Consider the following 14,467-nt stretch of genomic DNA (forward strand, 5'->3'; position numbering starts at 1 on the left):
ACCGGGCCGCCGCCGAGTGCTGGACGGCGCTGCTCGCCGGCTGCCACAGCGCCGGCCGCCGCGACCTGGGCCCGCAGCTGCGCCGGCTGTCCGAAGCGACGTCGATGCAGGTCGGTTCGCGCTGGTGGTTCGCCGAGGGCGCCGGGCACCGCAAGCGCGTGGCCGGCGCGCAGGAGAACCTCGAAGAGGCGATCGCGGACGGTGACGGTCAGGAGTTCGCCCTCGCCTTCGTCGGGTACGACCACGCCATGGCCAGCGCGGTAGTGTGCGCGAACAGCGTGGAAGCCCGGAAGGTCGGAGAGCACCGAGCGTGAGTGAAGCAGCCAGCGAGGAACTCGGCTACGAGCAGGCCCGCGACCGCCTCGTCGAGGTCGTCCGCGAGCTCGAGGCCGGTGGCCTGTCCCTCGAGCAGTCGCTCGCGTTGTGGGAGAAGGGCGAGAAGCTCGCGAAGGTCTGTGAGCGCCATCTCGAAGGCGCGCGCGAGCGCATCGAGGCTGCTCTGGCGTCCGTGGAGGACGAAACCGGCGACGGTCAGTGACGTTTGCCATGCCTTCGGCCTCGGGAAATACAGCGGGTATCTGACAGACTGTTGACCCGCCAGTTCCACGATCCGGGAGGCCTGATGTCCACCGAGCCGCGTCGTCGTGAAGCACCCGACCGCAACCTCGCGATGGAGCTGGTCCGGGTGACCGAAGCCGCCGCCATGGCCGCCGGTCGCTGGGTCGGCCGCGGCGACAAGATCGGCGGGGACGGCGCGGCCGTCGACGCGATGCGCCAGCTGGTGTCGACGGTGTCGATGCGCGGTGTCGTCGTGATCGGCGAGGGCGAGAAGGACGAAGCCCCGATGCTGTTCAACGGCGAAGAGGTCGGCAACGGCGACGGCCCGGACTGCGACGTCGCGGTGGACCCGGTCGACGGCACCACGCTGATGGCCAAGGGCATGCCGAACGCGCTCGCGGTCCTCGCGGTCGCCGAGCGCGGCGCGATGTTCGACCCGTCCGCGGTGTTCTACATGGAGAAGCTGGCCGTCGGGCCCGAAGCCGCCGGCAAGGTCGAGCTCGGCGCGCCGATCGCGGAGAACATCCGCCGCGTCGCCAAGGCGAAGAACAGCAGCGTCGGCGACGTCACCGTGTGCATCCTGGACCGCCCGCGCCACGAGCAGATCATCAAGGAGGTCCGCGAGGCCGGCGCGCGGATCCGCTTCATCTCCGACGGCGACGTCGCGGGCGCGATCGCCGCGGCCCGCCCGACCACCGGCGTCGACATGCTGATCGGAATCGGCGGCACCCCCGAAGGCATCATCGCGGCCTGCGCGATGAAGTGCCTCGGCGGCGAGCTGCAGGGCCGGCTGTGGCCGAAGGACGACGCCGAGCGCGAGAAGGCCATCGCCGCCGGGCACGACCTGGACCGCGTGCTGCTCAACGACGACCTCGTGCGCGGCGACAACGTCTTCTTCTGCGCCACCGGCGTCACCGACGGCGACCTGCTGCGCGGCGTCCACTACCGCGAGGGCGGGGCGACGACGCAGTCCATCGTGATGCGGTCCAAGTCCGGGACCGTCAGAATGATCGACGGTTACCACCGGCTCACGAAGCTGCGGGCGTACTCCTCGGTCAACTTCGACGGCCACCTGGACACGCCCGACGACGACGTCGTGCCCCCGCTGCCGTAAGGAGATCCGTGCCCAGGCGACTGCTGGTCCTGCTGGTTCTGGTGTTCGCCCTGGTCCCCGCCACCGCGTCGGGCGACCCCGCCATCGTCGGGGGCGGCGACGCCGATCAGCCGTACCCGTTCGCGGTGTCGCTGCACTCCTCGACCGGGAAGCTGTTCTGCGCCGGCGCGCTGATCGCCCCCACCTGGGTGGTCACCGCCGCGCACTGCGCGTTCGACAAGCCCCCGTCCGCGATGTCGGTGCGGGCGGGGACGAACGACTCCGGTGAAGGTGGCGAAGTCGCCAAGCTCGCCGCGATCGTCGTGAACCCGGCGTTCAACACCCAGAGCCCGGCGGGCGACATCGCGCTGCTGCGGCTGGCGACGCCGGTGCAGGCGGCCCCGATCGGGCTGGCGACGGCGGCGGCGCCGGGCACGGCGACCCGCATCCTCGGCTGGGGCCAGACGTGCCCGAAGCCGAACTGCGGCCAGATCCCGAAGACGCTGCAGCAGCTCGACACGCATATCGTCGAAGGCGCGAAGTGCACGTCGGTGTTCGACGGCACGGCCGAGCTGTGCACGGACAACCCCGGCGGCAAGTCCGGAGCGTGCTTCGGCGACTCCGGCGGCCCTGAGGTCGTGCGCGACGGCGACCACTGGTCGCTCGTCGGCGTGACCAGCCGGCCGGGCAACGACAACCCGGAATGCGCGACGGCGCCGTCGATCTACACGTCCGTGGTCGCGTACGCACCGTGGATCGCGGAGAAGACGAAGGCCTGACCTACTCGGCGTTGCTCGAATGCCCGGGGAACAGGTGGGCGTCCGGGTCGAGCGCGACGGCAATGTTGTTGACGGCCGTCGCCGCCTCGCCGAACCCGGTCGCGATCAGCTTGACCTTCCCCGGGTACGCGGCGACGTCGCCGGCGGCGTAGACCCGTTCGCGCGCGGTCGCCATGGTCGAGTCGACGGCGATGGCGCGGTGGTCGATCTCCAGCCCCCAGCTCTCGATCGGCCCGAGGTCGGCGGTGAACCCGAGCGCCGCGACGACGGCGTTGGCCGGCAGCCGCTCGTCACCGGCGCCCTTGATCGAGACGTCGACGGCTTCGAGCGCGCCACTCTCGTTTTCGACGAACCGCGTGACTTCGGCGTCGGTGATGATCCGGGTACCGAGTTCGCGCGCCTGCCGGACGATGGACTCGGCGGCGCGGAACTTGGCGCGGCGGTGCACGAGTGTCACGCTCGCGGCGACCGGGTGCAGCGCGAGGATCCAGTCGAACGCCGAGTCCCCGCCGCCGACGACCACGACGTGCTGCCCGGCGTGCGCCTGCAGCGACGGGACGAAGTGGACCATGCCACGCCCGAGCCAGCCGTCGCCGGCGGGCAGCGGGCGCGGGGTGAACTCGCCGATGCCCGCGGTGATCAGCACCGCGCCCGCGCGCAGGGTTTCGCCGCCGTCGAGGGTCAGTTCGACGCCGTCCGCGACGCTTTCGAGCTTTTCGGCCTTGCGCCCCAGCAAGTACTTCGGCTTCCACGGCGCGGCCTGCTTCACCAGGCCGTCGATCAGGTCGCGCCCGCGGACCTCGGCGAACCCGCCGACGTCGTAGATCATCTTCTCGGGGTACATCGCGGTGACCTGGCCGCCGGGTTCGGGCAGCGAGTCGACCACCGCCATCGAGAGGCCGCGGAACCCGGCGTAGTAGGCGGCGAACAGGCCGGTCGGGCCCGCGCCGATGATCACGAGGTCGTAGGAGTCCCCAGGGACATCAGTCATGCTCGCTCCAGCCAGTGGTGGATGGCGGTGATCGAGAACACAGCCGATCCTAGCCGGATCGGAGTTCACTCGACGACGTGCGACACCGCCGTCCTGACGACCGGCGCCCGCCGTGGGGCGTGCGGCGGACGGCGCTGAGCGCGGCCGCGGCGGCCGTGCTGCTCCTCGGCTGGTTCGCGCTGGCCGTGTGGCTCGCGCTGCCGTCGGCCGAGGCGGAAGGCCTCGTGTTCTTCGTGGCCGTGTCCTTCGTGCTCCTGCTGGTGTTCGGCCGCTGGCTGGCCCGGCTGGGCGCGGTGCTCGTGCTGCCGGTGCTCGCGGTCCTGCTCGGCGCCGGGTGACGAGATCCTGCTCTCGCGGGGGAAGCAGGTCCGAGCCGCGGTAATCGCCGAAGCGCTCACCAGCGCGGAATGGGCCTCGGTGCTCAATCCACAGCCTCGCGCGGTTGTGGACAACTCGGCGGCCCGGCGCCGCGAACACCGGGTGTTGCCGGTGGTCACCGATAGACTGGCCAAGGGGACGCCCCCCAGGGACGGGCGGGGGCTGGTCCCGTGGCCCCGGCTGCCCGCAGCCGTCTCCACGTCACGTTCGCTTGTCCGCCAGGCCGGTCCGCGAACCCGGACGGCGCAGGGTGCGCAACGCCACCACGCGGTGACTCGCGAACGGGTCCAGAATCGGTGTCATGGCTGATCAGGAATACCGGATCGAACACGACACCATGGGCGAGGTCCGCGTGCCTGCCGACGCGCTCTACCGCGCGCAGACCCAGCGGGCCGTCGAGAACTTCCCCATCTCCGGCCGGGGCCTGGAGCGCGCCCAGATCCGCGCGCTCGGCCTGCTCAAGGCCGCCGCCGCGCGCGTGAACCAGAAGCTGGGCGTGCTCGACGCCGATGTCGCGGAGGCCATCGCCAAGGCCGCCGACGAGGTCGCCGAGGGCGCGCACGACGCGCACTTCCCGATCGACGTCTTCCAGACCGGCTCGGGCACGTCGTCGAACATGAACGCCAACGAGGTCATCGCCACCCTCGCCACCCGGGCCCTCGGCCGGGACGTGCACCCGAACGACCACGTCAACGCGTCGCAGTCCTCGAACGACACCTTCCCGACGACCATCCACGTCGCCGCGACCGAAGCCGTGCTCAAGGACGTCATCCCGGCGCTCGAGTACCTCGCCGGCGCCATCGAGGTCCGCGCCGCCGAGTGGGCCGACGTCGTCAAGTCCGGGCGCACGCACCTGATGGACGCCGTGCCCATCACGCTCGGCCAGGAGGCCGGCGCGTGGGCGTCGCAGGTCCGCTTCGGCGTCGAGCGGCTGAAGTCGGGCCTGCCGCGGCTGGGCGAGCTGCCGATCGGCGGCACCGCCGTCGGGTCCGGCCTCAACGCGCCGGACGGCTTCGGCGCGAGCGTCGCCGCCGAACTCGCGACGGTGACCGGGCTGCCGCTGACCGAGGCCCGCGACCACTTCGAGGCGCAGGCGACGCAGGACAGCGTCGTCGAGACGTCCGGGCACCTGCGCACGGTCGCCGTGTCGCTCAACAAGATCGCGAACGACCTGCGCTGGCTGGGTTCCGGCCCGCGCACCGGCCTGGCCGAGCTGGCCCTGCCGGACCTGCAGCCGGGCTCGTCGATCATGCCGGGCAAGGTGAACCCGGTGATCCCGGAGGCGACGCTGCAGGTCGTCGCGCAGGTGATCGGCAACGACGCGGCCGTCGCGTTCGCGGGCGCCGCGGGCAACTTCCAGCTGAACGTCAACCTGCCGGTGATCGCGCGGAACGTCCTCGAATCGGCGCGCCTGCTCGCGGCCGTCTCGCGGCTGCTGGCGGACAAGGTCTTCGACGGCGTGAAGGCCAACGCCGACCGCGCCCGCCAGTACGCCGAAGGCTCGCCGTCGATCGTGACGCCGCTGAACAAGTACATCGGCTACGAAGAAGCCGCCGCGGTCGCGAAGCAGGCCCTGAAGGAGCTGAAGACGATCCGCGAGGTCGTCATCGAGCGCGGGTACGTCAAGGACGGCAAGCTGACCGAAGCCCAGCTCGACGAAGCCCTCGACGTCCTCCGCATGGCCCGCGGCGGCAAGTGAAATCCCCGTGAGGTGACGCATCTTTCCTAGGGAAAGTGGCGTCGGCGGGCCCTCGAGACGCATCTTTCCCAGGGAAAGTGGCGATTAGGGCGTGACTCGCTACCGCCGGCGCAGGTGCTTGTCCGCCAGCGCCGGCGGGGTGTAGTCCTTTTCGGCCGGGTTCAGGTCCGTGCCCGGCGGGACGATCTCGTCGATCCGGTCCAGCACTTCGGCGTCGAGGACGAGGTCCGCGCCCGCCAGCAGGTCGTCGAGCTGCGCCGGCGTGCGCGGGCCGATGATCGCCGACGTCACGCCCGGGTGCGCCCGGACGAACGCCGTCGCCAGGTGGGTCAGCGGCCGGCCCAGGTCGTCGGCCAGCTTCTTCAGCTGCGCGATCGCCTCGAACTTGACGGCGTTGGCGGGCAGCGCCGGGTCGAACTTGTGCACCTGCAGCGTCTTGCGGCCCTCGGAAAGGTCCACATCGGACGGTTTGGTGTACCGGCCGGAGAGCCAGCCGCTGGCCAGCGGGCTCCAGGTGAGCACGCCCATGCCGTACTTCTGCGCGGTCGGCAGCACCGCGGCCTCGATCGCGCGGTTGAAGATGGAGTACGGCGGCTGCTCGGCCCGGAACCGCGCCAGGCCGCGCTTTTCCGCTACCCACTGGGCTTCCACGATCTGCTCGGCCGGGAAGTCCGACGAGCCGATCGCGCGCACCTTCCCCGCCCGCACGAAGTCCGTGAGCACCGAAAGCGTTTCCTCGATGTCGGTCGTCGGATCCGGGCGGTGCACCTGGTAGAGGTCGATGTAGTCGGTGTCGAGCCGCCGCAGGCTGTCGTCCAGTGCCCGGGTCAGCCAGCGCCGGGACAGCCCGCCCTGGTTGGGGTCGTCGCCCATCTGGAAGAAACCCTTGGTGGCCAGCACGACGTCGTCGCGGCGGCCCTTGAGCGCCTTGCCGACGATCCGCTCGTTCTCGCCGTGGCTGTACATGTCCGCGGTGTCCCAGAAGTTGATACCCGCGTCGAGCGCGGTGTGCAGCATCCGGACCCCCTCTTCGTGGTCCGGGTTGCCCCACTGCCCGAGCATCATGGCGCCGAACGCGTACTCGCTGACCGAGATCCCCGTGCCGCCCAGAATTCGTCGTTCCATGGGCTCCACCCTGCTGGCGGAACAAGCACCGGACCAGGTCACGCCCAACCTGGGTCTGCCAGTACCAGGCGGGGCCGCGCGAGCCGGGGATACTGGAGGCATGAGTGACGCAGCCGAGCTGGGCGCCTTCCTGAAGGCGCGCCGCGCCGCACTGGACCCCGCGGACCTGGGCCTGCCGCCCGGAATCACGCAGCGGCGGGTCAAGGGCCTGCGCCGCGAGGAGCTGGCGCAGCTGGCCGGGATCAGCGTCGACTACTACACGCGGCTGGAGCAGGGCCGCGCGAAGAACGTCTCGGACGCGATCCTCGACGCGCTGGCCCGTGCCTTGCGGCTCAACCCCGGTGAAGAGGCGTACCTGCGCAACCTCGCCGCGCCGAGGCGCCGGGACGAGCACGCGCCGCAGCGGGTCCGGCCCGAACTGCAGCAGCTGCTCGACGCCATCCAGGCTCCCGCGTTCGTCTTCGGCCGCTACATGGACGTGCTCGCGTGGAACGCGCTCGGTGGCGCCGTCGCGTTCGCCTTCGCCGACCTCGAAGAGCGCAACATGCCGAAGCTCGTCTTCACCGACGAACGCGCGAGGCAACTGCACCCGGAGTACGACGCGGTCTGCCGCGAGCTCGTCGCGAACCTGCGCGCGGAGAGCGGCCGGCACCCCGGCGACCCGCGGTTCGCCCAGCTGATCGGCGAGCTTTCGCTGGCCAGCGAGCAGTTCCGGAAGCTGTGGGCCGAACACGCCGTGCGGGAGAAGGCGCAGGGCTGGAAGGTCCTGATGAACCCCGTCGTCGGGGAGCTGCGGTTGCGCTACGAGACGCTGCGGCTGCCCCAGGACCCCGACCAGGCCATGGTCGTCTACCACGCCGAACCCGGGTCCGGAACCGAACGCGCGCTCGGCCTGCTGGCCAGCTGGATCGCCACCGATGAACGACCGGTGAACACTCGGTCGTCGTCACCCCACGCCGGCTGAGGCCTGCCTACGCTGCTCTACCTGGGGAGCCGGGGGCAGAGGAGCAGCAGGGTGGGTATCGGCGCGACCATGCAGTCCCTCGCCGAGATCCTGAGCTCCGACTCCGGCAGCCTCGTCCTCGGCATCGCCGCGCTGGTCGCGATCGCCGCGCCGTTCATCGACCGCTACTTCATCCGCCGCCGCAGGCTGACGTTCCGGGTGCTCTACAACTCCAAGATCGGGCTGTCCCCGATCGACCTGCACGACGGCGAAAACGGCTCGGCGCAGGCAGCTCCACAGCTCGAACAGGTCGGGCGGCTGCTCGACCGGATGAGCATCGTCGTCATCCGGATCCACAACACCGGCGGGTTCGACATCGCGCCCGGCGACTTCGAGATCCCGCTGTCGTTCACCTTCGGCAGCCGGATCGTCTGGGACGCGCGGGTGTCCGACGCCACCGACGACGGCCTGCGCCAGCACGTCCGCGACGGCCTCGAGTTCTTCACGCGCGAGACCCCGCAGCGGCCGGTCGAAGCCGTGAAGCTGGCTCGGGTGCGCGCGCTGCTGCCGAAGCGGCTGGCCGGGCTGGCCGCGGCCGAACCGCCGCCGGAGGCCCCGGAGTGGCACGGCGTGCGGCTCGCGAAGCTTTCCTTGAAGCGCAAGGAAAAGTTCAAGCTGGTCGTCGTGCTGCGCGAGTCCGATGAGCACGACGGCGAGCTCAGCAAGGAGATCGACCACCACGCGCGGCTCGCCGCCGGCCGCATCAAGGACGACCGCAAGCAGCGCCGGTTCGGCTGGCCGGTCCTCACGACCGCGGTCGGGGTGCTGCTCACCGGTGCCCTGCTGGCGACGCTGCTCGTGTCCTGGTCGCGGCCGGCCGTCTCCGCGCAGTGCGCCACCGGGAAGCTGTCGGTCGAGGGGTCGAGCGCGTTCGTCCCGATCATCGACAGCATCGCCGCCGAGTACCACGGCCAGTGCGACGGCGCCGCCATCACGACCCGCGCGACCGGCAGCGTCACCGGCGTCCGCGCGCTCGCCCCCGTCGACGCGGCGGGCAGGAACGGGCTGGCGGTGCTGTCGGACGGCCGGTCCGGGGAAGCCGGGCCCGACCTGGAGGCGAAGGCGGTCGCGGTGGTCGTCTACAGCCTGGTCGTCAACCGCGCGGCCGGCGTCGACAAGCTGACGACCCAGCAGGTCAAGGACATCTTCAGCGGCCGGGTGCGGAACTGGGACCAGCTGCGCCCGGGGCCGTCGGTGCCGATCGGGATCGTCGGGCGCGGGCAGGAGTCGGGCACGCGCAAGACGTTCGAGCAGAAGGTGCTCGGCGGCGCGGAGGACCGGCTGACCTCGGACTCCTGCCGCAAGCCGGAGCGCGACCCGGCCGCGGCGACCACGCGCTGCGAGCGCGGCACGACCGCCGAGGTGCTCACCGAGGTCGCGAACGTGCCCGGCGCGATCGGGTACGCCGACGTCCCGGCGGCCAAAATCGCAGCCGCCCGTGACCAGCAGGTCGGCGTCGTGCAGCTCGACGGGCACTACCCGGACGTCACGACGATCGCCGCCGGCTACCGGTTCTGGACCGTCGAGTACCTGTACACGAAGGGCGTACCGGACGGCGAGAGCGTGCTGAAGCGGTTCCTCGACTACCTGGCCAGCCCGACCGCGCGGGCCGAGCTGCAGGACGCCGGGTACACCCCCTGCGTGACCAAGGACGGCCTGCTCGACCCCCTCTGCACCAGGGGAGACATCTAGCCGACCGGAAATTGTCGGTGGTTGGGGTCATGATGTCCGGGTGTTGCTGAGCGAGTTGGTCCGGGTGTCCGCCGAGCTGGCGGCGACGAGGTCCAGGAAGGCGAAGATCGCCCTCCTGGCCGCGGTGCTGCGCGCCGCCGAGTTCACCGAGCTGGCCACGGTCATCGCGTACCTGACCGGGCAGACGGCGCAGGACCGGCTGGGTGCGGGCTGGCGCACCCTCGCCGGGCTCGGCGCGTCGCCCGCGCCGGAGCCCACCATCACGGTGCTGGAGGTGGACGCGGCCTTGACGGAGGCCGCGGGCGTAGCGGCGGGCACCGGCTCGTCGACACGGCGGCAGGACGTCCTGCGGGCGTTGTTCGTGCGGCTCACCGAGGAGGAGCAGCAGTTCCTGTTCCGGCTGGTCACCGGCGAGCTGCGGCAGGGTGCGCTGGAAGGCGTGATGGTGGACGCCGTCGCGGCCGCGGCCGAGGTCCCGGCCGAGGACGTGCGGCGCGCCTTCATGCTGTCCGGGAAGCTGGGCGTCACCGGGGTCGCGGCGATGACCGGCGGGCAGGCCGCGCTGGCGGAGTTCCGGCTCGCGCTCGGCACGCCGGTCAAGCCGATGCTGGCGTCGCCGGCGGAATCGCTGGAGGAGGCCGTCGCCGAGCACGCCGAGGCGATCGTCGAGTACAAGATGGACGGTGCGCGGATCCAGGTGCACCGGCAGGGTGACGAGGTGCACGTCTGGACGAGGACGTTGCGCGAGATCACCGGCAGCGTTCAGGAGCTGGTCGAGCTCGTGCGGGCGCTGCCGTGCGAATCGGTGGTGCTGGACGGGGAAACGCTCGCCCTGACCGACGCGGGGCGGCCGCGGCCGTTCCAGGACACGATGAGCCGGTTCGGCAGCACGCGCGAGGAGCAGGTGAAGGCGCTGCTGCTGCGGCCGTACTTCTTCGACTGCCTGCACCTCGACGGCGTCGACCTGCTGGACGCGCCGCTGTCCGAGCGCAACGCGGCACTGCGGAAGGTCGCCGGGGCGCACGTGATCCCGGGCGAAGTCGGTGTGGCGGGGGCGGCCGCCGTGCTGGAAGCGGCGATGGAAGCCGGGCACGAAGGGGTGATGGTCAAGGACCTCGCGTCGCCGTACGCGGCCGGGCGGCGCGGGCGGGCGTGGCTGAAGGTCAAGCCGGTGCACACGATCGACCTGGTGGTGCTCGCGGCGGAGTGGGGGCACGGCAGGCGCACCGGCAAGCTGTCCAACCTCCACCTCGGCGCGCGTGACCCGGACGGCGGCCCGCCGATCATGGTCGGCAAGACGTTCAAGGGCATGACCGACGAGCTGCTGGCGTGGCAGACGACGAGGTTCCAGGAAATCGAAACCCACCGCGACGACTGGACGGTGTACGTGCGGCCCGAGGTGGTGGTGGAGATCGAGCTGGACAGCGCCCAGGTTTCGACGCGCTACCCGGGCGGCCTCGCGTTGCGGTTCGCCAGGGTCGTCCGGTACCGCCCGGACAAGGAGCCGGCCGACGCGGACACGATCGACACCGTCCGCGGCCTCCTGCACGGCGACCGGTCGGAAGGGAGCTGACTACGAAGGTCTTGATCACGACATCTCGCGTGTCGGCGGTGCTTTCCTCGTAAAAGGAAAGACGAAAGTCGATGTTGCCTTCTCCCTCTTCTGGCCAGAGTGGCTGATGGAGTTCCTTCAGCCACGGGGAGAAGAGCGATGAAACTGCGCGCTGTGTCCGGCTTGCTCGCGAGCACGACGCTGCTCGTGACCGCGTTCGCGGCACCCGCCGGGGCCACCCCGGTGCCGGGTGCGCCGGGTGCCGGGCACCAGCCGTCGAAGCACCACTTCTCGGCGGCCGCGCGGTCGTTCGTCGGCGCGGACACCGTGGAGAAGCGCGTGGCGAAGCTGGAGGCGGCGATGGCGTCGCTGCCGCCGGAAAGCACCGCGTACAACGCGACGAAGCTGTGGAACGCCGGCCTCACCGGCGCGGGCAGCACCGTGGCGACGCTGGTGTCCTTCGGCGACGACAAGGTGAAGCAGGTCCTGGACACCTACTCGAAGAACCACGGCCTGCCGCCGGCGAACGTCGAGGTGATCGAGCCGTCCGGCGCGGTGCCCGCGTGCACCGACCCCGGCGTCGACACCGCCACCTGCCAGGGCTGGGGCGGCGAGACCGACCTCGACGTCACGATGATGCACGCCATGGCGCCGAACGCGAAGATCGTCGTGGCGGCGACGCCGGTCGCCGAGACGCAGGGCTTCACCGGCCTGCCCGAAATGATGCACGCGGTCGATTACATGACCGAGCACAAGCTCGTCGACGTGATCTCGATGAGCTTCGGGACGACGGAAGAGAACTTCCCGTCGTTCGACTCGATCAAGACGCTCGACCCGGCGCTGGACCGCGCGAGCAAGGCGGGCATCACGATGGTCGCCTCCTCCGGCGACGACGGGCCGACCGGCGGCTACCTCTCCGGTCCGGGCAACTACCCGTACCGCGTCGCGAGCTGGCCGGCGTCCGACCCGCGCGTCACGACGCTCGGCGGCACGCAGCTGCACCTCGACGCGAACGGCGCCCGCACCAAGCCGGACGACCTGGTGAACGTCGCCGACGACGGGTTCGCCGAGGGCGCCGGGCTGTCGAAGGCGTACGCGCGCCCGTCCTGGCAGGACGGCGTCAAGAAGATCACCGGCAGCAGGATGCGCTCGTTCCCGGACATCAGCATGGAAGGCGTGCACGGCACGTCGCAGTCCGCGCCACTGTTCGCCGGCGTCCTCGCGCTCGCGGTGCAGGCCAAGCACGGCAAGCTCGGCCAGATCAACCCGGCGCTGTACACGAAGCTGGGCCCGGCGGGCACGAAGGCGGGCATCGTCGACGTCACCGAAGGCGACAACAGCCAGGACGGCGTCACCGGCTTCACCGCGGCCAAGGGCTTCGACATCGCCAGCGGCTGGGGCACGGTCGACGCGTCGGTCTTCGTCCCGGCACTGGTGAAAGCGCTGCGCTGATCTTTGACCCGAATCGGCGCCATTCGGTTTATTCGACACGTGAAATGTCAGGAATTTTACCGGCAGAACGCCGGCGCGGTCGTCAGTACGATGCTGCTCCCTGAAGTCCCGCTCAGTCCCCGAGCGGTCATGGAGGAGCGCAAGTGGCAAGCAAGGAAGAGATGAAAGCGGCGATCCACGCGGCTTTCGACGGGGCCGTCGCCGACGGTCCCGGCTACACCAAGGTGTACGGCGCGGAAATCAAGCAGAAGAACTTCATCGTTTTCCGCACCACCACCGTCAGCAATTTCGCGATCGGTTTCCGGCCGGGTTCGACCGACCTCGTGATCGTCCCGCTCGCCGAAAAGAGCGGGACGATCACGGCGGGCACCCCGCTGACGATCACGGACGCGAACCGCGCTTCGGTCAAGAAACGCGACCTGCAGGGCCGGTTCGTCATCAAGACGACGGACGGGCAGAGCTTCAAGCTCAGCATCCTCCCCTCCGTCCCGAAACTCCTCGCCGCCGGCTACCAGCTGCCCGTCGAGCAGAAGGCCGAGTACGAGGCGTTCACCACCCTCCGGGACGCCCTCACCGCCGCCTGACGACCGACGGCGCCCCGGTGCACCACACCGGGGCGCCCCGGGTTCAGTAGCAGCGATCCGACCGGATCGCGTAGGTGTAGTTGTTGGACAGGTTGGACGTCACCTCGAAGCGGATCTTGTGGTAGACGGGCGGGTCGCCGAGCACACCGTGCGACACCGTGTGTTCCTTGCCCGGGGCGATCGCGCCGCTCCACAGGCCGTTGTCGAAGACGTCCTCGATGATCTGGACGAGCATTCCGCGGTAGTCGCTGTTGTGCACGGTGATGTCGATCTTCTGCCCGGCGCTCACCTCGACGACCTTCGTCGCGCCGCCCATCAGCTGGCCGCCGGCGCACACCTTCGTCGCGGCGGACGCGGCGGGCGCCACCAGCAGCGTCGCGGCCAGCGCCACGACCGGGACCACGAGCTTGCGGATCATCGGTTCCCCACCTTCGTCTTGACCACGTTGGACGTTTCGGCGATGTCGATGCCGAACTTCATCGAGCCGCCGCAGTAGGCGTGCTTGCCGTTCTTGAAGTAGAGCGTCAGGTCGCCCGCGCACTCGAAGACGCGGATGTCCCAGGTGCGCTCCCCCGGCCACAGGCAGATGGCGTCCTTGCCGGCGCGGCGCATCCAGCCGTGGTAGCCGGACTCGCACGTGATGATCGGATCACTCGCCGCGGTCCCCGTCGCCGGAGCGGACGCCGACGCCGGCCCGGCCGGCAGCAGGCCCGCGGCGAGCGCGGCCCCCGTGACGGCCGCGATCCTCAGATACGGACGCATGGATTTCCTTCCCCTGCAAGAAAAGATGAAATGGATTCGCCCAGGAGATCCGGACACCGACGACGTTAGGGACCCGTGACGACGCCGGGGAAGACCTCTGCCGGCCATCTCCCCGCGCGAGCCAAACGAAGATCGTTTACGCAGGTCAGCGATTTGGCCAGCGGGGCGGGAAAGCCAAATTCAGGGCACGATCCGGACCGAGAAGAAGACCGCGCGGGCGTCCGGCAGCAGCAGGTGCCCTTCGGAGTCGGCCATCTTCCAGTACACCTGGCAGTGCCCGGCCGCGGGCGGCGCCTGCACGTCGACGGAGATCCGCACGTGCTCGCCGGGCGCGGTGAAGGGGATCGGGACGCGGGCGGGCGTGCGGCACTCGCCGGGGCTGCCGAACGAACCCGAGCGGACGAGGTACCGCCCGATCCATCCGACGGATCCGGCGTTGCGCAGCTCCCACGTCTTGACGAACCGGCTGCCCGCCGGGACCGGGGTGCCGTCGGGCACGGTCACGTCGGCGACGAACTCGGACACGTCACCGGCGGCCGCGGGCTCTTCGGCCGAGAACGCGCCGCCGAAGAGTAGGGCCGACGCGGCGACGAGCACGATCGCGACAGCCGCGGCGAGCCCGTAGGCCGCCCACCGGCCACGGGACGGACCGGGCTCGGCCACCTTCTCGACGACGCCCGACGGCTCGCGGGCCCGCTCCCAGCAGCCGCGCCACTCGAGCCGCGCCGCCGTCTCGTCCTGCCCGAGCACGCCGACCGCGAGCACGCGCGCGAACTCCCACGTCGTCTCCCAGCTGGGC

General features: G+C 70.7%; 16 protein-coding genes. 11 read left to right on the forward strand and 5 right to left on the reverse strand.

Going from position 1 to position 14,467, the window contains the following annotated elements; genetic code table 11:
* The 4 genes from G3I65_RS25225 to G3I65_RS25240 all read left to right on the forward strand — a co-directional run.
* Window positions 1-314, forward strand: a 314-nt coding sequence (locus G3I65_RS25225; protein WP_160698302.1) for a hypothetical protein, incomplete at its 5' end; no start/stop codon positions are given.
* A complete protein-coding gene (locus tag G3I65_RS25230; RefSeq protein WP_155541053.1) occupies window positions 311-538 on the forward strand; it encodes an exodeoxyribonuclease VII small subunit in 228 nt (75 codons plus the stop codon). The genes G3I65_RS25225 and G3I65_RS25230, both read left to right, overlap by 4 nt.
* Before the next feature lie 84 nt (window positions 539-622).
* Window positions 623-1,672, forward strand: coding sequence for a class II fructose-bisphosphatase (gene glpX / locus G3I65_RS25235; RefSeq protein WP_166640553.1), 1,050 nt, complete (start codon window positions 623-625; stop codon window positions 1,670-1,672).
* An 8-nt stretch (window positions 1,673-1,680) separates the two neighbouring features.
* Window positions 1,681-2,430: a trypsin-like serine protease gene (locus tag G3I65_RS25240; protein WP_163046749.1), complete on the forward strand. Its 750-nt coding sequence runs from the start codon at window positions 1,681-1,683 to the stop codon at window positions 2,428-2,430.
* Window position 2,431: 1 nt separating this feature from the next.
* On the opposite strand, the gene G3I65_RS25245 is transcribed toward G3I65_RS25240, so the two are convergent.
* Window positions 2,432-3,421, reverse strand: a complete 990-nt coding sequence (locus G3I65_RS25245; RefSeq protein ID WP_163046750.1) for an NAD(P)/FAD-dependent oxidoreductase — start codon at window positions 3,419-3,421, stop codon at window positions 2,432-2,434.
* 77 nt (window positions 3,422-3,498) lie between these two features.
* Here G3I65_RS25245 and G3I65_RS25250 point away from each other — a divergent pair, with 77 nt between their 5' ends.
* On the forward strand, window positions 3,499-3,759 hold the full coding sequence (locus G3I65_RS25250; RefSeq protein ID WP_160698303.1) for a hypothetical protein: 261 nt from the start codon (window positions 3,499-3,501) through the stop codon (window positions 3,757-3,759).
* 341 nt (window positions 3,760-4,100) lie between these two features.
* Entirely contained in the window at window positions 4,101-5,498 is a 1,398-nt protein-coding gene (locus G3I65_RS25255; RefSeq protein WP_160698304.1) for a class II fumarate hydratase, read from the forward strand.
* Between the two features lie 99 nt (window positions 5,499-5,597).
* On the opposite strand, the gene G3I65_RS25260 is transcribed toward G3I65_RS25255, so the two are convergent.
* Window positions 5,598-6,623 carry an aldo/keto reductase gene (locus G3I65_RS25260; protein ID WP_160698305.1) on the reverse strand — a complete coding sequence of 342 codons (1,026 nt, stop codon included), beginning with the start codon at window positions 6,621-6,623 and terminating at the stop codon, window positions 5,598-5,600.
* Window positions 6,624-6,723: 100 nt separating this feature from the next.
* Here G3I65_RS25260 and G3I65_RS25265 point away from each other — a divergent pair, with 100 nt between their 5' ends.
* The 5 genes from G3I65_RS25265 to G3I65_RS25285 all read left to right on the forward strand — a co-directional run bounded on the left by G3I65_RS25265 (window position 6,724) and on the right by G3I65_RS25285 (window position 12,906).
* Complete coding sequence (locus tag G3I65_RS25265; RefSeq protein ID WP_160698306.1) at window positions 6,724-7,587, forward strand: helix-turn-helix domain-containing protein; 864 nt, start codon at window positions 6,724-6,726, stop codon at window positions 7,585-7,587.
* A 51-nt stretch (window positions 7,588-7,638) separates the two neighbouring features.
* Window positions 7,639-9,318: a PstS family phosphate ABC transporter substrate-binding protein gene (locus tag G3I65_RS25270; RefSeq protein ID WP_160698307.1), complete on the forward strand. Its 1,680-nt coding sequence runs from the start codon at window positions 7,639-7,641 to the stop codon at window positions 9,316-9,318.
* Between the two features lie 40 nt (window positions 9,319-9,358).
* Window positions 9,359-10,891, forward strand: a complete 1,533-nt coding sequence (locus G3I65_RS25275; protein WP_160698308.1) for an ATP-dependent DNA ligase — start codon at window positions 9,359-9,361, stop codon at window positions 10,889-10,891.
* Window positions 10,892-11,029: 138 nt separating this feature from the next.
* A complete protein-coding gene (locus tag G3I65_RS25280) occupies window positions 11,030-12,322 on the forward strand; it encodes a S8 family serine peptidase (RefSeq protein ID WP_239071431.1) in 1,293 nt (430 codons plus the stop codon).
* 143 nt (window positions 12,323-12,465) lie between these two features.
* Entirely contained in the window at window positions 12,466-12,906 is a 441-nt protein-coding gene (locus G3I65_RS25285; protein WP_160698309.1) for a hypothetical protein, read from the forward strand.
* A 43-nt stretch (window positions 12,907-12,949) separates the two neighbouring features.
* On the opposite strand, the gene G3I65_RS25290 is transcribed toward G3I65_RS25285, so the two are convergent.
* The 3 genes from G3I65_RS25290 to G3I65_RS25300 all read right to left on the reverse strand — a co-directional run.
* A complete protein-coding gene (locus G3I65_RS25290; protein WP_160698310.1) occupies window positions 12,950-13,324 on the reverse strand; it encodes a hypothetical protein in 375 nt (124 codons plus the stop codon).
* Window positions 13,321-13,668: a hypothetical protein gene (locus G3I65_RS25295; RefSeq protein WP_160698311.1), complete on the reverse strand. Its 348-nt coding sequence runs from the start codon at window positions 13,666-13,668 to the stop codon at window positions 13,321-13,323. Before G3I65_RS25295 ends, G3I65_RS25290 begins: the two co-directional genes overlap by 4 nt.
* A gap of 180 nt (window positions 13,669-13,848) precedes the next feature.
* Window positions 13,849-14,467, reverse strand: a 619-nt coding sequence (locus G3I65_RS25300; RefSeq protein ID WP_160698312.1) for an NBR1-Ig-like domain-containing protein, incomplete at its 5' end; no start/stop codon positions are given.

This window comes from Amycolatopsis sp. SID8362, assembly GCF_010550475.1.
In the GTDB taxonomy this organism is placed as follows: domain Bacteria; phylum Actinomycetota; class Actinomycetes; order Mycobacteriales; family Pseudonocardiaceae; genus Amycolatopsis; species Amycolatopsis eburnea.